A 16,693-nucleotide genomic window follows, 5' to 3' on the forward strand; every position below is an offset into this window, starting at 1 on the left:
CCTTTATCTGGATGGAGGCACCACCTCACCGCTGGACGCGGCAGGAGTCGATTACCTCCGACGTCATGGGCCCGGCTACGTCGCCTCGCTAGCGTGACGGCCATGAGCGACTCACCGGGCGGCCTGCTGCGCGAGTGGCGGCGGCGTCGCAACCTGTCCCAGATGGAGCTGGCGCACCGCTGCGGCGTCTCCACACGGCACGTGAGCTTCATCGAGACGGGTCGCTCCCGCCCGACCAGCACGATGATCCTGCGGCTGTGCGACCAGCTCGCGGTGCCGCTGCGCGAGCAGAACCACGTCCTGCTCGCCGGCGGCTTCGCCCCCGCCCACCCGGAGCACGGCCTCGCCGACCCGCCCATGGCCGAGGTGGCGGCTGCGATCGAGGGCATCCTCGCCGCGCACCTGCCCTATCCCGCGCTCGTCGTGGACCCCGGCTGGGACCTGGTGAGCGCCAACGACGCCGTCTACGCCCTGCTCGACGGGGTCGCGCCGCGCCTGCTCGAGCCGCCGGTCAACGTGGTCCGCCTCAGCCTGGAGCCCGACGGCCTGGCCCCGCGGATCCGCAACCTCGACGAGTGGCGCGCGCACCTGCTGGCACGCCTGCGCCGGGAGTACGACGCCAGCCGCGACGAGCGGCTGGGCGCACTGCTCGCGGACCTGGACGTGCCGGGCCCGACGCCGATCGCCTCGCCGGGCCTCGTGGTGCCGTTGGTGCTCAGCGCCGGCGACGCCGAGCTGCACCTGCTCTCGACCACGACGGTCTTCGGCACCCCGCGCGAGGTGACGCTCAGCGAGCTGGCGATCGAGGCGTTCTACCCCGCGGACGAAGCGACCCGGCAGCTCCTCGCGTGTTGACGCGAGGGGCGGCCGGGTCGTCCGAGGCCCAGGAGCGGGTCAGAGCTTGATCTTGACGACCTTCTTGGAGCCCGCCACCGACGCGCTGCCGGCGTAGACGATCGTCAGCTTGTGCTTGCCCTTCTTGAGCTTGAGCTTGATGACGACGACGCCCTTCTTCTTGACGACGACGACGCCCTTGCCCACCACCTTCTTGCCCTTGAGCACGGTGATCTTGCCGGTCGGGCGGGGCACTCCGGCCACCTTGACCGTGACGGTGAAGGTGCCCTTCTTGACCGCGCCGCCGACGGTCGAGGCCGCCTTCGCGACGACGACGGGCTTGCTCGTGTAGACCGCCGACGCGCGCATCCCGTCGGGGTCCTCGATGGTGATCCGGTAGCTCAGCCGCTTGCCCGCCGCGACCGCCGGGACCCGGAACTTCTGGAAGTAGTCACCGTCGGAGTAGTCGTCGGCCGGCTTCCCGTCGAGGAACCACTCGATGATGGTGGAGTCGCGGTAGGCGGCACCCCCGAAGTTGGGGCTCCAGGTCCCGTAGGACGTGGTCACGACCTGCCCGACCGCCACCTTCCCGGTCAGCGCCGGCGCCTTCACCAGCGCGGGCGCCGGCAGCATCAGCGCGACGTCCTCGATGACGCCGCCGGGGATCTCCAGCCCCGGGGCGGTGATCGAGCCGTTGGCCGCCACGGTGACGACCACGGGCTTCGACGGGTCGTCGAAGTTGGTGAGGAACGTCGTCTGGAAACCCGCCTTGCTGAAGCGCAGCTGGTACTTGCCGGCCTTCACCGGGAGCTCGTACTCGCCCGCGTCGAGGCTCGCACCCTCGGCGTCCACGCCGGTGGTGCCGGTGGCGGCGTTGCCCGCGGCCGTGCCCAGCACGGGCACCGCGGCCACGGTCACGCCGTTGAGCGGGTCGAAGGACCCGTCGGCGGCGTTGGAGACCGTGCCCTTGAGGTCGAACCTCGTGTCCGAGGCGACGACGGTCATCTCGACCGCCGCGAGGGGGAGGGTCACGCCCTCCCCGTCGACCTCGACCTGGCCGCCGGTGCGCACCTTGACCTCCTTGGCGGTGGCACCGCCGAAGAACGTCTGCGCGTAGGTCGGCGCCGCGACCACGTTGTCGGTGAACTTGAGCGTGTAGGTGCCCACCTTCAGTGACAGCGAGTAGGTGCCGACGCTGCCGGCGGTGCTGCTGCTCGTCGTCACCGCGACCCGGGTCGCCTCGCCGACGGGGAACGCCTCCACCGTGATGCCGCCGATGCCCGCCTGGGCGGTGGTGACCACCCTGCCGGTCACCGCGTAGGTCGTGGCGTTGGTCAGGACCTGCTGGTCGAGGCCCTCGGTGAGCGTCTGGGTGCCGATCGTCATCGTGCCGTTGCTGGCGACCACGATCTGGGCGCGCTCGGTCCCGTTCTCGCCCTCGGGGTCGAGGTAGTAGGTCTTGAGGTAGCCATCGGTGCCGGCCTTCACGAAGGAGACCTCGTAGGTGCCGGGCCTCAGCTCCAGGGTGTAGGCGCCCTCGCTGTCGGTGGACACGGAGTCGCTCACCGCGCCGCCGGACTTCGCCTCAGCCGTGACCGTGATGCCGGGCAGCGGCTCGTCGTTGGCGTCCACCACGCTGCCCACGAGCGGGAACTCCTCGTTGCCCGTCACCGCTGACATCGCGACGTCGGCCAGCGCGGACGGCTCGCCGTCGACGTAGGTGGTGCCGCCCTGGCCCACCTGGACGGGGGTTCCGGGAGCCGCGCCGGCGCCGTACCAGCGCGTGACGTACTGCGTGCCGCCCGTGATCCCGCTGAGCTGGATGACGTAGGAGCCGATCTTGACCTGAGGGTCGTAGACGCCCGTGCTGCTGGTCGTGTCCGTCGCGACCTCGGAGCCCGGGGTGGTCTCTCCCTCGGCGTAGACCTTGACGGTGACGCCCGCGAGCGCCGCCGTGCCGTTGGTGACCTTGCCCTGCAGCGTGTACAGCGTGCTGCCCGCGAGGGTGACGGGCTCCAGCAGACCGCCGACCACCTCGGCGCTGCCGACCTTGACGACGCCGGTGCCGGTGACCTCGACGATGACCTGGGTCTCGCCCTCGCCGTTGTAGGTCGCATCGCCGAAGCCGGTGCCGCCCTCGTAGGAGAGCAGGTACTTGCCGGCCTCGAGCGGGAGCACGTAGACGCCGTGGTCCTCGCCGACGAGCCCGGTGGTGTCGGTGACGAGCTGGTCCGATGCCGTGCCGGCGGTCGGGCTGGCCGTCACGACGATGCCGTCGACGGGGGCGCCGATCGCGTCGACGACCGAGCCACGCACGTCGAACGTCGCGTCGGCCGGCGGGACGGCCATCACGACGGGCGGCAGGCTGGCGACGGTGCCGCCGGCGTAGGTGACGACGCCGCCCTGCCCGATCTTGACCGGGCTGCCGGTGGGTCCCTCGCCCAGCCAGGCCACGATGTAGTCGGTGCCGTCGGCGACGTTGTCGGTGAAGCGCAGCTGGTAGGTGCCGATCCGTAGGTTCGGGACCGTGTAGGCGCCACCGGTGGTGGACGTGACCGTCGCGACCTCGGACCCGGAGGCGGTGTCGCCCTCGGGGTAGACCGTCACGGTGATGCCGACCAGGCCAGTGCCTCCGGCGTTGGTGACGGTGCCGGTGAGCTGGTGCTCGGCGGCACCCGTCAGCTCGATGTCGTCGAGCACGCCGCTGGGGACGGGGATCCCGTTGATGCTGACCACGCCGTTGCCGCCGACCGTGACGGTCGCAGGGGTGCTGCCCTCGCCGTCGTACGTCGCGTCGCCGAAGTGGGTGCCCCCGTCGAAGGAGATCTGGTAGCTGCCGGCTTCGAGGGCCAACGTGTAGGAGCCGGGCCCACCGCCGGCCGAGGCGGTGGTGACGGTCACGTCCTGGTCCGTCGGGGTCGGCGCGATCGCGTCGGCGGTCACCTCGACGCCGTTGATGCCGTCGCCGTTGACGTCGGCGACCACGCCGCTCACGTCGTACGTCGCGTCGGCCGGCGCCTCGGACATCTCCACGTTCGGGAGGGTCGTGACGGTGGCGTCGTTGTAGGTGAGGACACCGCCCTGGCCGACCTTGACGGGGAACGGGAGGCTCTTGAGCACGTAGTCGGTGCCGTCACCGTCCTCGTCGACGAACACGAGGTCGTAGGTGCCGATGGGCAGGCTGAGGCCGTAGACGCCGGTCGCGTTGGTGGTGGCGGTGTCCACGGCCTCGGACTGGTCGCCCTCCGGGAACGCTCGCACGGTGATGCCCGGGAGGTCCTGGCCACCGACAGCCTTCACGACCTTGCCTCCGACCGCGTAGAGACCGCTCTTGAGCGTCGTGCTGTTGAGGCGGTTGGCGGTCAGCTCCTCCGCCGGGTCGACCGTCAGGGCGCCGGTGGCACCGACGGTGACGGTGGCCTGCGTCGTGCCGCCGTCGCCGGTGTAGGGCGCGGTGGTGAACCCGGTGCGGGCGAAGCTCACGTGGTAGGTGCCGGGCCGCACCGAGACGCTGTAGGCGCCCTCGGCGTTCGTGGTGCCCGTGCCGCTGTCGGTGCTGGCGCCGACCGGGTCGACCGAGACGGTCACGCCGGCGACCGGGTCGCCGTTGGCGTCCAGCACCTCGCCGGCGACGGGGAACTCCGCGTCGGCGGGGACGGGCGCGAGCGCCACGGTGCACAGGCTGGCGCACCCGGTGGCGGCCCCGTCGGCGAGCAGGCTGCCGTCGGTGCCGACGGTGATCTCGACCGGGTCGCCGGCGCCGCCGTCGTAGGAGGTCGGGAGGTACTGCTCGCCCGGGTCGGTGTACTCGATCGTGTAGGTGCCGGCCGGCAGGTCGAGCGAGTAGGCCCCGCCGGCGCCGGTGGTCGCGCTGTCGGTGGCGGCGTCCGGGTCGCTCGCCGGGTGGGCGTCCACGGCGATGCCGTTGAGCGGGGTGGCGCCGTCGGTGACGAGGCCGCTGACGGGGTGCGTGGCGGTGGAGGTGAGGGTCACGTCGTCCAGCACGTTGTCCTCGACCGGCTCGCCGCCGACGGTGATGTCGCCGTCACCGTCCACCACGAGGGTGGTGCCCTGACCGCCGCCGTAGCGGGTGGTCTGGAAGTCCGTCTTGGAGAACTCCAGCCGGTAGCTGCCGGCGGCGAGGCCGCCGAGGCTGTAGGCGCCCTCCGCGTTCGTCGTCGTGCTGGGGCCGGCCACGTTGAAGTTGGGTCCCGGGTACGCCTTGACGGCGACGCCCGAGAGCGGGTCGCCGAGGCCGTCGTAGACGGCGCCCTGGGCGACGTTCGGTGCGGCGTGCGCGGGGGCGGCCCCCAGCAGCTGCGCGACCGGCAGGACGAGCAGCGTCGCGAGCAGGGCGACGAGCAGACGGGCGAGACGCGACGGCGCGACACGGAGCAACATGGTGATCCTCTGGTGAGGGGCGGCGGTGCTGGACGAGCTGCGCCACCTGCCCGGAGAGGGGACGCGCACCCTCGATAGTGACCTACCCGACGGCTCCTTGTAGCCACTTCGCCCGATCTCCCCCGGGGCGGGCGAGCACGGCAGGGTCGACACCACGCGCTACCGTGACTGGCCGTGGGCCCCTCCCGGCCCTCGCAACACACGGTGAACGCAGGAAGAAAGAGCAGCAGTGGCACACAAGTTGGTGATCGTCGAGTCCCCGGCGAAGGCCCGCACCATCGGCGGGTACCTCGGCGACGGCTATGTCGTCGAGTCCTCGATCGGGCACATCCGCGACCTGCCCAACAACGCCGCCGACACCCCGGCCAAGATCAAGGACAAGCCCTGGGGCCGGCTGGCCGTCGACGTCGACGACGGCTTCACGCCCTACTACGTCGTGCCGCGCGACAAGAAGGCGCACATCTCCAAGCTCAAGAGCCTGCTCAAGGGCGCCGACGAGCTCTACCTCGCCACGGACGAGGACCGCGAGGGCGAGGCCATCGCGTGGCACCTGCTCGACGAGCTCAAGCCCAAGGGCATCCCCGTGCACCGCATGGTCTTCCACGAGATCACTAAGGCCGCGATCCTCGCGGCGGTCGAGAACCCCCGTGAGATCAACGACGACCTCGTCGAGGCCCAGGAGGCGCGCCGCATCCTGGACCGCCTCTACGGCTACGAGGTCTCCCCGGTGCTGTGGAAGAAGGTCATGTCCGGGCTCTCCGCCGGGCGCGTCCAGTCCGTCGCCACCCGGCTGGTCGTCGACCGCGAGCGGGAGCGCATGCGCTTCCACATGGCGTCCTACTGGGACCTCGAGGGCACCTTCGACGCCGGCTCCCAGCACGAGCAACGGATGTTCCCCGCCAAGCTGCACTCCCTCGACGGCACCCGCGTCGCCCGCGGCTCCGACTTCGGCCAGGACGGCCTGCTCAAGGACGCCGCCAAGGTCGTCCACGTCGACCGGGCCCGCGCCGAGGCCCTGGTCTCCTCGCTCGCCGACTCGACCTACGACGTGCGATCGGTGGAGTCCAAGCCCTACAAGCGCTCTCCCTACGCGCCGTTCCGCACCACCACGATGCAGCAGGAGGCCAGCCGCAAGCTCGGCATGAGCGCCTCGGTCGCGATGTCGGTGGCGCAGCGGCTCTACGAGAACGGCTTCATCACCTACATGCGCACCGACTCCACCACGCTCTCGGACGGCGCCATCAACGCCGCCCGGACGCAGGTGCGCGAGCTCTACGGCGCCGACTACGTGCCCGACGCGCCCCGCACCTACACCTCCAAGGTCAAGAACGCCCAGGAGGCGCACGAGGCGATCCGCCCGGCCGGCGAGTCCTTCCGCACGCCCGCGCAGACCGGCCTCACCGGCGAGCAGTTCCGGCTCTACGAGCTGATCTGGATGCGCACCGTCGCCTCCCAGATGAAGGACGCGGTCGGGCAGTCGGTCTCGGTGCGCCTCGGCGGCACGGCCGCGACCGGCGAGGACGTCGTCTTCGCGGCGAGCGGTCGCGTCATCACGTTCCACGGCTTCCTCAAGGCCTACGTCGAGGGCACCGACGAGGGCGCCGCCAAGGACGACGCGGAGACCCGGCTCCCCGCGCTCGTCGAGGGCGACTCGGTCAGCGCCGCGTCGGTCTCGGCCAACGGCCACGAGACCAAGCCGCCCGCGCGCTACACCGAGGCCACCCTGATCAAGGAGCTCGAGGACCGCGAGATCGGCCGCCCGTCGACGTACGCCTCGATCATCGGGACCATCCTCAACCGCGGCTACGTCTACAAGAAGGGCACCGCCCTGGTCCCCGCGTGGCTGGCGTTCAGCGTCACGCGGCTGCTGGAGGAGCACTTCCCCCGCCAGGTGTCCTACGAGTTCACGGCCACCATGGAGACCGTCCTCGACGACATCGCCGGCGGCCGCAAGGACCGGGTCTCCGAGCTCGGCGAGTTCTACTACGGCTCCGACGACGTCAAGGGCCTGCACGCCCTGGTCCACGAGCTCGGCGACATCGACGCCCGCGAGCTGGCGACGTTCCCCATCGGCGACCCCGAGCTCGGCATCAACCTGCGGGTGGGGCGCTACGGCCCCTACCTCGAGGGCCCCGACGACGAGGGCAACCCTGTCGGCAAGCGGGCCAACGTCCCCGACGACCTGCCGCCGGACGAGCTCACGATGGAGAAGGCCAAGGAGCTCTTCGCCAACCCCGCCGGTGAGGAGATCGAGCTGGGCGTCCACCCGGAGACCGGGCTGCGGGTGGTCGCCAAGAACGGCCGCTACGGCCCCTACGTCACCGAGGACCTGCCCGAGGACGCGAAGAAGAACGACAAGCCCCGCACGGGCTCGCTGTTCAAGTCGATGTCGCTCGACACCATCTCCCTCGACGACGCGGTCAAGCTGCTGTCGCTGCCGCGCGTGGTCGGCACCGCCGAGGACGGCGAGGAGATCACCGCCCAGAACGGCCGCTACGGGCCCTACCTCAAGAAGGGCACCGACTCCCGCTCGCTCACGAGCGAGGACCAGCTGCTGACCATCGGCCTCGACGAGGCGCTGAAGATCTACGCCCAGCCCAAGCAGCGCGGCCGTGCCGCCGCCGCGCCGCCGCTCAAGGAGCTCGGCAACGACCCGGTCTCCGGACAGCCGGTCGTGGTCAAGTCGGGTCGCTTCGGGGAGTACGTCACCGACGGCGAGTACAACGCCACGCTGCGCAAGGACGACACGGTCGAGTCGATCAACCTCGAGCGCGCCGCCGAGCTGCTGGCCGAGCGGCGCGAGCGCGGCCCGGCCAAGAAGGCCGCCAAGAAGGGCGCGAAGAAGGCGCCTGCCAAGAAGGCTGCCACCAAGAAGGCCACGACGAAGAAGGCCGCGACGAAGAAGGCTCCTGCCAAGAAGGCGGCCGCCAAGACGGCGACGAAGAAGGCCGCCGCGAAAAAGTCCTGAGACACGAGTTCTCACGTTCTTCAGGTGCGGGGGTCCCAGGTGCACTAGCGTCGCTGCCACCGTAGCCCGGACGAAGGAGCAGCAGTCGTGCGTACCAAGATGGTGGCGGCCCTCGCCGTCGTAGTGACTCTCGGACTGGCCGGTGGCGGGTTCACCCCCGCCGTGTCCGCGGAGGCGCCGGCCCGCAAGGCCAAGCCGTACGTCGTGACGCTGAAGGCCCTGCCGGCACAGGCAGACGCCGGACAGCGGCTCACGCTGGCCGGCAAGGTCTCCGGCCCCGAGAACGCCCGCAAGCCCGTCCTCGTCCAGCGCCGCTACGCCGGCGGTGCGTGGGTGGTCGCGGCGCGGGCGACCACCACCAAGCGAGGCACGTTCAGCGTCAAGGTGCCGGTGGTCAAGGGCGGCACCACCTCCTTCCGGGTCCTCAAGCCACGGTCGGCGAAGCGCGCCCAGGGCGTCAGCCCGGCGCGGAGCCTGACGGTCTACCAGTGGCTCGACGTCGTCGACCAGCCGGCGATCGTCCAGGGGGCGGTGGCCGTGCTCGACAACGACGTGACCATGAACGGCAAGCGCTACCCGGGCTCGGTCCTCGCGCCCGGCTTCTCCTCCGACCCCGTGCTTCTCGCTGTCGTCACGATGGGGCTCTGCACCACGATGGAGGCCTACTCGGGCTTCCTGGACGCGGACAAGCCCCTGCTGGGTGGGGGCGAGACGCAGAAGCTGATGCTGTCGCGGACCACGGTCCACCAGCCGCCGGTCCCCGGCCCCCTCTTGACCACTCCGGTCGGCCAGGTGCAGCGCGCCACCCTCAACGTGACAGGTGCCCAGGTCGCCATCATGAGCTTCGCCGTCGAGAGCACGGAGGCGACGAAGGGCCAGCTGCTCTCGGTCCTGGGCTCCCCGCGGGTCCGGTGCCGCACCGACGTGCTCCCGTCCGTCCCGGTGGCCTACCTCCAGGGTGCTGCCAGGCCGGTCACGCTGCGCTGAGCACCTGCAGCGGGGGCCGTCGGCGCCGACCTGCCTTGGAGACCGTCGGCGGTCCCCCGTAGGTTCGGCGCGTGAGCTCGTCCGGCGTCTACACCCGCACCGGCCTCTTCGTCTGCTTCGAGGGCGGAGAGGGGTCGGGCAAGTCGACCCAGTCGCGACGCCTCGCCGCGGCCCTCGAGTCCGCCGGCCACGACGTCGTCCTGACCTTCGAGCCGGGCGACACCGAGGTCGGCCGGGCCCTGCGGCAGATCGTGCTCAGCCCCGAGACCGGTGAGCTCTCCGACCGCACCGAGGCCCTGCTCTACGCCGCCGACAAGGCCGAGCACGTCGACACCGTGGTGCAGCCCGCGCTCGACCGGGGCGCCGTGGTGATCACCGACCGCTACGTCGACTCCGCCCTGGCCTACCAGGGAGCCGGCCGTCCGTTGGCCGTCAGCGAGGTGGAGCGGGTGATGCGCTGGGCCACCCACGACCTGCGCCCGCACCTGACCGTCGTGCTCGACCTGGAGCCCTCGGCCGGGCTCGGTCGCTTCGAGGGGCGCGACCGCATCGAGGGCGAGTCCCTGGAGTTCCACCAGCGGGTGCGCGCCGCCTTCGTGGCGATGGCGGCAGCCGACCCCGAGCACTACCTCGTCGTCGACGCGCGCGCCGACGTCGACGAGGTCGCGCGCGCCGTCGCGGAGCGCGTGGCGCCCCTGCTCGGCCGGGCCTCGCGACGGGAGCCCGCATGACCGTGCTTCGTGACGCTCCCCCCGCGGGGAGCGTGTGGGAACAGCTGGTCGGGCAGCGGCACGCCGTGACGGCGCTGCGCACGGCGGTCGGCGGCCAGGGGATGAGCCACTCGTGGCTGTTCACCGGTCCGCCGGGGTCCGGACGCTCCAACGCCGCCATCGCCTTCGCCGCGGCCCTGCAGTGCGAGCAGGGCGGCTGCGGGACGTGCCACGAGTGCCACACCGTGCTGGCCGGCAGCCACGCCGACGTCTCGGTGGTCCGCACCCAGAAGCTCTCCATCGGCGTCGACGAGGTCCGCGACCTGGTCCGCCGCGCGGCGCTGGCCCCGGTCGGGCGGCGCTGGCAGGTGATGATCGTCGAGGACGCCGACCGGCTCACCGACCAGGCGTGCAACGCGCTGCTCAAGGCCATCGAGGAGCCGACCGACCGCACCCTGTGGATGCTGTGCGCGCCCACGGTCGAGGACGTGCTGGCGACGATCCGCTCCCGTTGCCGGCTCGTCACGCTCGCCACCCCGTCCACCGACGAGGTGGCCGCCTTCCTGGTCCGCACCGAGGGCGTGGGCGACGCGCTGGCGTCGTACGCCGCCCGCGCCAGCCAGGGCCACATCGGGCGCGCCCGGGCGCTGGCGCGCGACGAGGCGACCCGCAACCGCCGCCGCGAGATCGTGTCGCTCCCGGCGCGGCTGACCTCGCTGGGCGCCTGCATGAACGCCTCGGCCAACCTCGCCGCGGTGGCCAAGGAGGAGGCCGACGCCCTGACCGGCGAGCTCGACGCCGCCGAGAAGGTCGACCTCGACGCGACCTACGGCGTCGTGGAGCGAGGCCGCCGCCCGCGCGAGTACGCCCCGGCGCTGTCGGCCCTCGACAAGGCGCAGAAGACCCGGGCCAAGCGTCGCCAGCTCGACGTCGTCGACCGCGGGCTCATGGACCTGGTGTCGGTCTACCGCGACGCCATCGCCGTGGGCGTGGGAGCCGCAGGGCCCCTCGTCAACGAGGAGATCCGCGGCGACATCGAGCTCATCGCGGCCTCGTCGAGCCCCGAGCTCAACCTGCGCCGCATCGGCTGGATCTTCGAGGCCCGCGAGCAGATGCTCGACTTCAACGTGCCGGTGGCGCTCGCCCTGGACTCCATGATGGTGGCCCTGCGGGTGCCCGAGAGGACCAGCCGATGAACCGCACGGCCAAGATCGTCGTGGTGTCCCTCATCGTCCTGGCGATGGTCGGGTCCGGGTGGCTGGGCGTCGTCTACCTGCTGCTCGGGCACGACTCCGACGACTCCGGCGGCTCGTCCGGACCGGCCCCCACCGTCGTCTCCACCAGCCCCGCGGAGGGCTCCACCGAGCCGCCCAGCCCCGACCTCGCGCCCTACTACTCCCAGGAGGTCGACTGGGAGTCCTGCGGTGACAACCAGTGCGGCAGCCTCACCGTCCCGATCAACTACCGCGACGCCGGCGGCGACACGATCGAGCTCGAGCTGGTCAAGGTCCCGGCCGGCGACCCCGACGCCCGCGTGGGCTCGCTGGTCGTCAACCCCGGCGGCCCCGGCGCGTCGGGGGTCTCCTACGCCGAGCAGGCCTCGGACGTCTTCCGGGACCAGCTGACCGACCGCTTCGACGTCGTCGGCTTCGACCCGCGCGGCACCGGCGGGTCCGACCCCGTGGACTGCCTGCCCGACGAGGAGATGACCGACTTCCTCGCCCTCGACCCGGTCCCGGACGATGCGGCGGAGACCGACGAGCTCGTCGACGGGCTGGCCGACTTCTTCGCCGGCTGCGTGGAGCGCTCCGACGCCCTCATCGGCCACGTCACGACCACGGAGACCGCGCGCGACATGGACGTGCTCCGCGCGGCCCTGGGCGAGTCGACGCTGACCTACCTCGGAGCCTCCTACGGCACCAAGCTCGGCGCCACCTACGCCGAGCTGTTCCCGACCAAGGTCGGCCGGCTGGTGCTCGACGGCGCCGTCGACGTGGGCCTCGACTCGCGCGAGCTCGGGCTCGGGCAGGCGCGCGGCTTCGAGACGGCGCTGCGCTCCTACGTCGCCAACTGCGTCGAGGAGGAGGACGACTGCGTGCTCGGTGACTCCGTCGAGGCCGGGCTCGACACGATCTCCGGGCTGCTCGACGACATCGACGCCAAGCCGCTGCCGACCTCCGACGGTCGCGAGCTCACGGTCGGCAGCGCGTTCTTCGGCGTCGTCACCCCGCTCTACAACCGGGACTACTGGTACCTCCTCGACCAGGGGCTCTCGACGGCGCTGGACGGCGACGGCAGCACGCTGATGCTGCTGGCCGACGCCTATGCGTCGCGCCAGGGCGACCAGTACCTCGACAACAGCACCGAGGCCATCTACGCGATCAACTGCCTGGACGACTCCTTCGCCATCGAGCCCGGAGAGGTGGCGGCAGAGCTGCCCGCCTACGACCGGGCCTCGCCCACCTTGGGCGACGTGTTCGCCTGGGGGCTCGTCGGGTGCGAGGGCATCCAGGTGGAGTCCACCGAGCCGCCGCTCGACATCCGTGCCGAGGGAGCCGCACCGATCCTGGTCGTCGGCACCACCCGCGACCCGGCGACGCCCTACGAGTGGGCCGTGGGGCTCGCCGAGCGGCTCGACTCCGGCGTCCTGCTCTCGCGCGACGGCGACGGCCACACCGCCTACAACTCCGACAACGAGTGCATCGACACCGCCATCGAGGCCTACCTCATCGACGGCACCGTCCCCGAGGACAAGACGGAGTGCTGAGCCTCGGGGGTTGAGGAAGGCGCGCCAGCGCCTGTCTCGAAACCCGGTGAGACGAACGTCGACCGTCCCCACAGGCTGGTTTCGAGACAGGACTTCGTCCTTCCTCAACCCCCGAGGGCTAGAGGGGCTCGGCGATGCGCTGGATCCGCGCGGTCGCGAGCTCGATCATCAGCTGGGCCGCGGGGGAGAGCACCGCGCCGGCGCGGTGCACGACCGCGAAGTAGTCGTAGAGCCGCGGTCGCAGGGACACGTAGCCGGCGTGCGGCGCCAGCCGGGGGAGCAGCACCTCGGCCGCACCGCGCGGCAGCACCGTGTCGCCGTACCCGCGTCCCATCAGCTCGACGGCGATCTCCGGGTCCTCGACCTCGATCCGCGTCGTCGGGTTCAGGCCGGTGCCGTGCAGCATCTGCCGCAGCAGCGTGCGGACGCTGTCGTCGTGGCGCCAGCTGGTGTCCGGCATGACCAGCTGCGCCTCGGCCAGCCGCCGTGCCGTGACCGGCCGCTCCAGGTGGGTCGGGTCGGCGCTGACGTAGACGACCTCGTCGCGGGCGACGGGGCGGACCTCCATGCCCTCGCTCGTGACGCTGGGCATGGCGATCATCGCGGCCTCGAGCCGACCGCGCCGCAGGTCCTCGTGCACCTCGCTGGAGTTCTGGCCGATGAGCTCCACCCGGACGCCGGGGTGCCGCTCGAGCACGTCGGCCACGAGGTCGGCGCCGGCGTAGAGCCGCGCGACGCCGAACATCCCGAAGCGGATGGTGCCGGTCTCGATGCGACGTACCTGCTGGGCCGCCAGCCGGGTTCCCTCGGCCGCCGCCAGGGTCCGCTCCGCGTGGGGCCGCAGCGTGTCCGCGACCGTGGTCGGGATGACCCCCCGTCCGACGCGGCGGAAGAGCTGCACCCCCAGCGTCTGCTCGAGCCCCCGGATCTGCTCGGACACGCTGGGCTGCGCGTAGCCGAGCTCCTCGGCGGCGGCCGTCAGCGAGCCCTGCTCGTAGGTCGCGAGGAAGCACCGCAGCTGATGCAGTGAAAGCATAGGCAGATCCTTGGGATGACGAAGGAAAGCAAGGCTACCTCTATCAATGATGGTCCCGCAGACTGGAGACATGTTCGCTCACACCTGCACTTCCTGCGGGGACCGCTTCGCCATCTTCGACAGCCAGGTCCTCTCCGTCGCCAACACCGAGGCTGGCATCCTGGTCAGCTTCACCTGCTGGTGCGACGCGCCGCAGACGCAGCTGACCGGCCGCGCCGTCGCCACCCGCTCCGCGAGCATCCTCGCGGCCTGAGCCCGCCGGTTTCGCGCCACCTCCGGTGGCTCCGTATACTTCCGCGGGTTGCCCGGAACATCTCGGGCGGCAGGCCGCCTTAGCTCAGTCGGTAGAGCGAGTCACTCGTAATGACTAGGTCGTCAGTTCGATTCTGACAGGCGGCTCACCAGAAGGCCCCCGACCTGCGAACGAGCAGGTCGGGGGCCTTTCCTGTGTGTGGCCGCAGCTTGTCAGCCCGTGACCTTGCGCCCCTTGCTGGTCCTGATCACGCTGAGGTAGCTCGCCTTCGTCGCAGTGACGCGCACCGCGATCACCGTGCGGCGGTCGGTCTTGCGGAGCCTGTAGCGGGCCTTGGTGGCGCCGGGGATGGCCTTCCCGTCGCGCAGCCAGCGGTAGCGGAACCTGACCGAGCTCGGGCGCCAGCCGCTGGTCCGCGCGGTCAGCTTCCGACCGACCTTCGCCGTCCCCGACGCCGTGACCCGGCCGACCTCGAGGGCTCGCTTCGCGACGATGGTGGTGGAGGTGCTGACGTACTTGTTCGGCCAGCCGGGGCGGCTGACCGTGACCCGGACCGCCAGCCTCTTGTTCACGTCGACGGCCCGCACCTGGTAGCGGCTCGCGGTCGCGCCTGCGATGGAGCCGGCCCCGCGCATCCACTGGTACCTCAGCGTCGCCTTCGGGTCGGCGGTGACGCGCGCAGGCGCCGAGAGGACCCGTCCGACGGTCGGCTTGCCGGCCGGGGCCGCGGCGGCCGGCAACGCCTGGGCCGGTCGGGCTCCACGGACCTGCGCGACGGCTCGCTGGAAGGTGTCGCTCCCGTCGACGTAGTCGCCGTCACCGTCGGTCCGGTAGATCTTCAGACGCGCATCCACGCGGGCCCCGGAGTGGGCGGCCGAGACGGGGAACGTCGAGGTGGCGGAGTTGTACGACGTACGCCGTGGCTGCGGCACGCCGTCGACGAACCAGCTGATCTCGTTGTACGTGTTGGCCGGCTTGCCGAAGCTGGCCGTGAGCGTGCCGCCAGGAGCAGCGGCGCCCGTGATCTTCAGCTGTGAGGTCGGCTGCACGTGAGCGGTCCCGACCATGGTGGACGGCGTCGTCAGCGTGGCGGGCTTGTAGCCGGGCAGGCTGGCGGTCACCGAGGCGTAGACCCACTTCCCGGACTGCGCGGCCGTCGGGACGAACGTCGCCGAGGTGGCGCCGGGGATCGCGGTGGGGGAGCCGGAGGTGTGGGACATCCACTGGTAGCGGAAGGTGGCGTTCGTGGGCCGCCATCCCTCCTGGCCGACGATCGTCAGGGGGTCGCCCACCTGGTAGGAGCCGAGGACGAACGGGTCGACCGGCGCCATGCCGAGGCCCGCTCTCGGCAGCGTGACGGTGACCGACCTGGACGGCGCGGCCGCCGTCGAGGTCCACGTCTGTGCGGTCTGCCACGAGGTGGCGTTGGGCCAGCACCTGTCCTGGTGGCGCACCTCGGGCTGCCAGTAGAACTCCGCCGAGGTGGACTCGCCGTAGTAGGAGTCGGAGAAGCAGACGCGGTACTGGCCGCCGACCGGCACCTGCCGGGAGAAGCGCCCCTGGCTGTCGGTGAGCTTCGGTCCGAACTGGAGCGTCGTCCACTCGCCCCCCTCCAGCGTGTAGAGCTCCCAGTACACGTTCTCGAGCGGCTTGCCGCTCGCGTCGAGCGCGGTGCCCGTGATCGTGCCGGTGGCGGCCTGTGCCGGAATGGCGGCGGTCGGTACCAGCAGCAGCGCGAGAAGGACGACCAGGAGAGGACGGAGGAGGGAGCGGAGGGGACGCATGGCGCGGAATCTACGTCGGTGGAGGAGACGGCGAGCCCCACGAATCCGCGGACTTCCAGGTCGCCAGGTCGCCGGACGGCGTCGCCGACCTGACCTACGTCCTGGAGTCGGTCGCGCCCTCGAGCGAGGTCGACCTGGAGATCGACGACGTGAGGATTTTCGGGTCCGAGAACCTCGAGCTCGTGGAGGCGTTCCTGCTGCCGTCCCAGCTGTCCCTCATCGGCAACCACTCCTCCTGGCCGCCCCGGGCCGACGTCATCGCCTCCGACTTCGAGGCCGTGTGGAAAGCGCGGCGACCAGCCGAGGGGATGGTGGTGAAGAAGGCCGAGGACGGGGCCCAGGCAGGGCTCGTTCTCCACCTGCGCCGTGAGGATCCTTCACAGCTGGCGGGCTTCGAGAACATCGAGGTCTCCTACGTCGCCGACGGAGTCCACTACGTGGCGGAGAGCACCATCGCCTTCGGGGCGAAGCGCCGGTGCTGAGGCGGGCGAGCGTCGCGCCCCTGTCGTGCTTGTCGTGCTTGTCGCGGACCTACTCGCTGCCGGCCTGCTCGATGACGAGGATGCGCGCTGTGCCCAGGGGCTCGGCGACGTGCTCGTCGCCGACCTCCACGATGCACACGAGGCCGGCGCGCAGATCCTCGTAGGACTCGACTCCTGCCGTGCGGTGGTGCATCCGGACGGTTCCGTCGAGGACGACGAAGACCTCGGGGCCGTCGTTGACGTGCCAGTGGTAGGACTCGTTGGTCCAGTGGAGCCTCACCGTCGCGTCACCCAGGTGCGCGAGGTCGAGGGCTCCCCAGGGCCGGTCGGCGGTGAACAGGGCGGCGTCGATGATCTGCACGTTTCGTCCTTCGGCTGTGTGCGTGAGCGGCCGGCCCCCCAGTCTGGCTCATCGGGGCGAGCGGCGGCTGATCGCGCGCTCCTTGCCGCGGCGGCGTGTCATGAGGTGAC

The 16,693-nt window shown here is 71.4% G+C and carries 12 protein-coding genes and 1 tRNA gene; 9 read left to right on the plus strand and 4 right to left on the minus strand.

The genetic code is table 11. The annotated features are described in order from the left end of the window. The first annotated feature begins 102 nt into the window (after window positions 1–102). Complete coding sequence (locus E4622_RS15355) at window positions 103–855, plus strand: helix-turn-helix transcriptional regulator (RefSeq protein WP_134741091.1); 753 nt, start codon at window positions 103–105, stop codon at window positions 853–855. A gap of 39 nt (window positions 856–894) precedes the next feature. Here the strand turns inward: E4622_RS15355 and E4622_RS15360 are convergent, their stop codons facing one another. After that, window positions 895–5,235, minus strand: a complete 4,341-nt coding sequence (locus E4622_RS15360) for a carboxypeptidase-like regulatory domain-containing protein (protein WP_134741092.1) — start codon at window positions 5,233–5,235, stop codon at window positions 895–897. Window positions 5,236–5,464: 229 nt separating this feature from the next. On the opposite strand from E4622_RS15360, the gene topA reads away from it, so the two are divergent. From topA to E4622_RS15385, 5 genes are all read left to right on the plus strand, one after another. Next, complete coding sequence (topA, locus tag E4622_RS15365; protein ID WP_134741093.1) at window positions 5,465–8,203, plus strand: type I DNA topoisomerase; 2,739 nt, start codon at window positions 5,465–5,467, stop codon at window positions 8,201–8,203. A gap of 87 nt (window positions 8,204–8,290) precedes the next feature. After that, on the plus strand, window positions 8,291–9,190 hold the full coding sequence (locus E4622_RS15370; protein WP_134741094.1) for a hypothetical protein: 900 nt from the start codon (window positions 8,291–8,293) through the stop codon (window positions 9,188–9,190). Window positions 9,191–9,261: 71 nt separating this feature from the next. Continuing rightward, window positions 9,262–9,921, plus strand: a complete 660-nt coding sequence (tmk, locus tag E4622_RS15375; protein ID WP_134741095.1) for a dTMP kinase — start codon at window positions 9,262–9,264, stop codon at window positions 9,919–9,921. Continuing rightward, window positions 9,918–11,096, plus strand: coding sequence for a DNA polymerase III subunit delta' (locus E4622_RS15380; protein WP_134741096.1), 1,179 nt, complete (start codon window positions 9,918–9,920; stop codon window positions 11,094–11,096). The genes tmk and E4622_RS15380 overlap by 4 nt, the downstream gene beginning before the upstream one ends. Further along, entirely contained in the window at window positions 11,093–12,667 is a 1,575-nt protein-coding gene (locus E4622_RS15385; RefSeq protein ID WP_134741097.1) for an alpha/beta hydrolase, read from the plus strand. The genes E4622_RS15380 and E4622_RS15385 overlap by 4 nt, the downstream gene beginning before the upstream one ends. 118 nt (window positions 12,668–12,785) lie before the next feature. On the opposite strand, the gene E4622_RS15390 is transcribed toward E4622_RS15385, so the two are convergent. Further along, complete coding sequence (locus E4622_RS15390; RefSeq protein WP_134741098.1) at window positions 12,786–13,703, minus strand: LysR family transcriptional regulator; 918 nt, start codon at window positions 13,701–13,703, stop codon at window positions 12,786–12,788. A gap of 70 nt (window positions 13,704–13,773) precedes the next feature. Between E4622_RS15390 and E4622_RS15395 the strand changes: the two genes are divergently transcribed. Then, window positions 13,774–13,956, plus strand: a complete 183-nt coding sequence (locus E4622_RS15395) for a hypothetical protein (RefSeq protein WP_134741099.1) — start codon at window positions 13,774–13,776, stop codon at window positions 13,954–13,956. Window positions 13,957–14,029: 73 nt separating this feature from the next. Then, window positions 14,030–14,102, plus strand: a tRNA-Thr gene (locus E4622_RS15400). Window positions 14,103–14,168: 66 nt separating this feature from the next. On the opposite strand, the gene E4622_RS15405 is transcribed toward E4622_RS15400, so the two are convergent. Then, window positions 14,169–15,740 carry a hypothetical protein gene (locus E4622_RS15405; protein WP_134741100.1) on the minus strand — a complete coding sequence of 524 codons (1,572 nt, stop codon included), beginning with the start codon at window positions 15,738–15,740 and terminating at the stop codon, window positions 14,169–14,171. A 149-nt stretch (window positions 15,741–15,889) separates the two neighbouring features. On the opposite strand from E4622_RS15405, the gene E4622_RS15410 reads away from it, so the two are divergent. Beyond that, complete coding sequence (locus tag E4622_RS15410) at window positions 15,890–16,222, plus strand: hypothetical protein (RefSeq protein WP_134741101.1); 333 nt, start codon at window positions 15,890–15,892, stop codon at window positions 16,220–16,222. 49 nt (window positions 16,223–16,271) lie between these two features. Here the strand turns inward: E4622_RS15410 and E4622_RS15415 are convergent, their stop codons facing one another. Further along, entirely contained in the window at window positions 16,272–16,583 is a 312-nt protein-coding gene (locus tag E4622_RS15415; RefSeq protein ID WP_134741102.1) for a cupin, read from the minus strand. Between the last annotated feature and the right edge of the window lie 110 nt (window positions 16,584–16,693).

It is taken from the genome of Nocardioides sp. 503 (genome assembly GCF_004522095.1).
Lineage (GTDB): Bacteria > Actinomycetota > Actinomycetes > Propionibacteriales > Nocardioidaceae > Nocardioides.

What these genes read in the sequence shown, in the direction of transcription:
- E4622_RS15395 (WP_134741099.1), top strand. Translation starts at nt 13,774, where the DNA reads ATGTTCGCTCACACCTGCACTTCCTGCGGGGACCGCTTCGCCATCTTC.
- E4622_RS15405 (WP_134741100.1), bottom strand. Translation starts at nt 15,740, where the DNA reads ATGCGTCCCCTCCGCTCCCTCCTCCGTCCTCTCCTGGTCGTCCTTCTC.
- E4622_RS15385 (WP_134741097.1), top strand. Translation starts at nt 11,093, where the DNA reads ATGAACCGCACGGCCAAGATCGTCGTGGTGTCCCTCATCGTCCTGGCG.
- E4622_RS15390 (WP_134741098.1), bottom strand. Translation starts at nt 13,703, where the DNA reads ATGCTTTCACTGCATCAGCTGCGGTGCTTCCTCGCGACCTACGAGCAG.
- E4622_RS15380 (WP_134741096.1), top strand. Translation starts at nt 9,918, where the DNA reads ATGACCGTGCTTCGTGACGCTCCCCCCGCGGGGAGCGTGTGGGAACAG.
- E4622_RS15355 (WP_134741091.1), top strand. Translation starts at nt 103, where the DNA reads ATGAGCGACTCACCGGGCGGCCTGCTGCGCGAGTGGCGGCGGCGTCGC.
- E4622_RS15360 (WP_134741092.1), bottom strand. Translation starts at nt 5,235, where the DNA reads ATGTTGCTCCGTGTCGCGCCGTCGCGTCTCGCCCGTCTGCTCGTCGCC.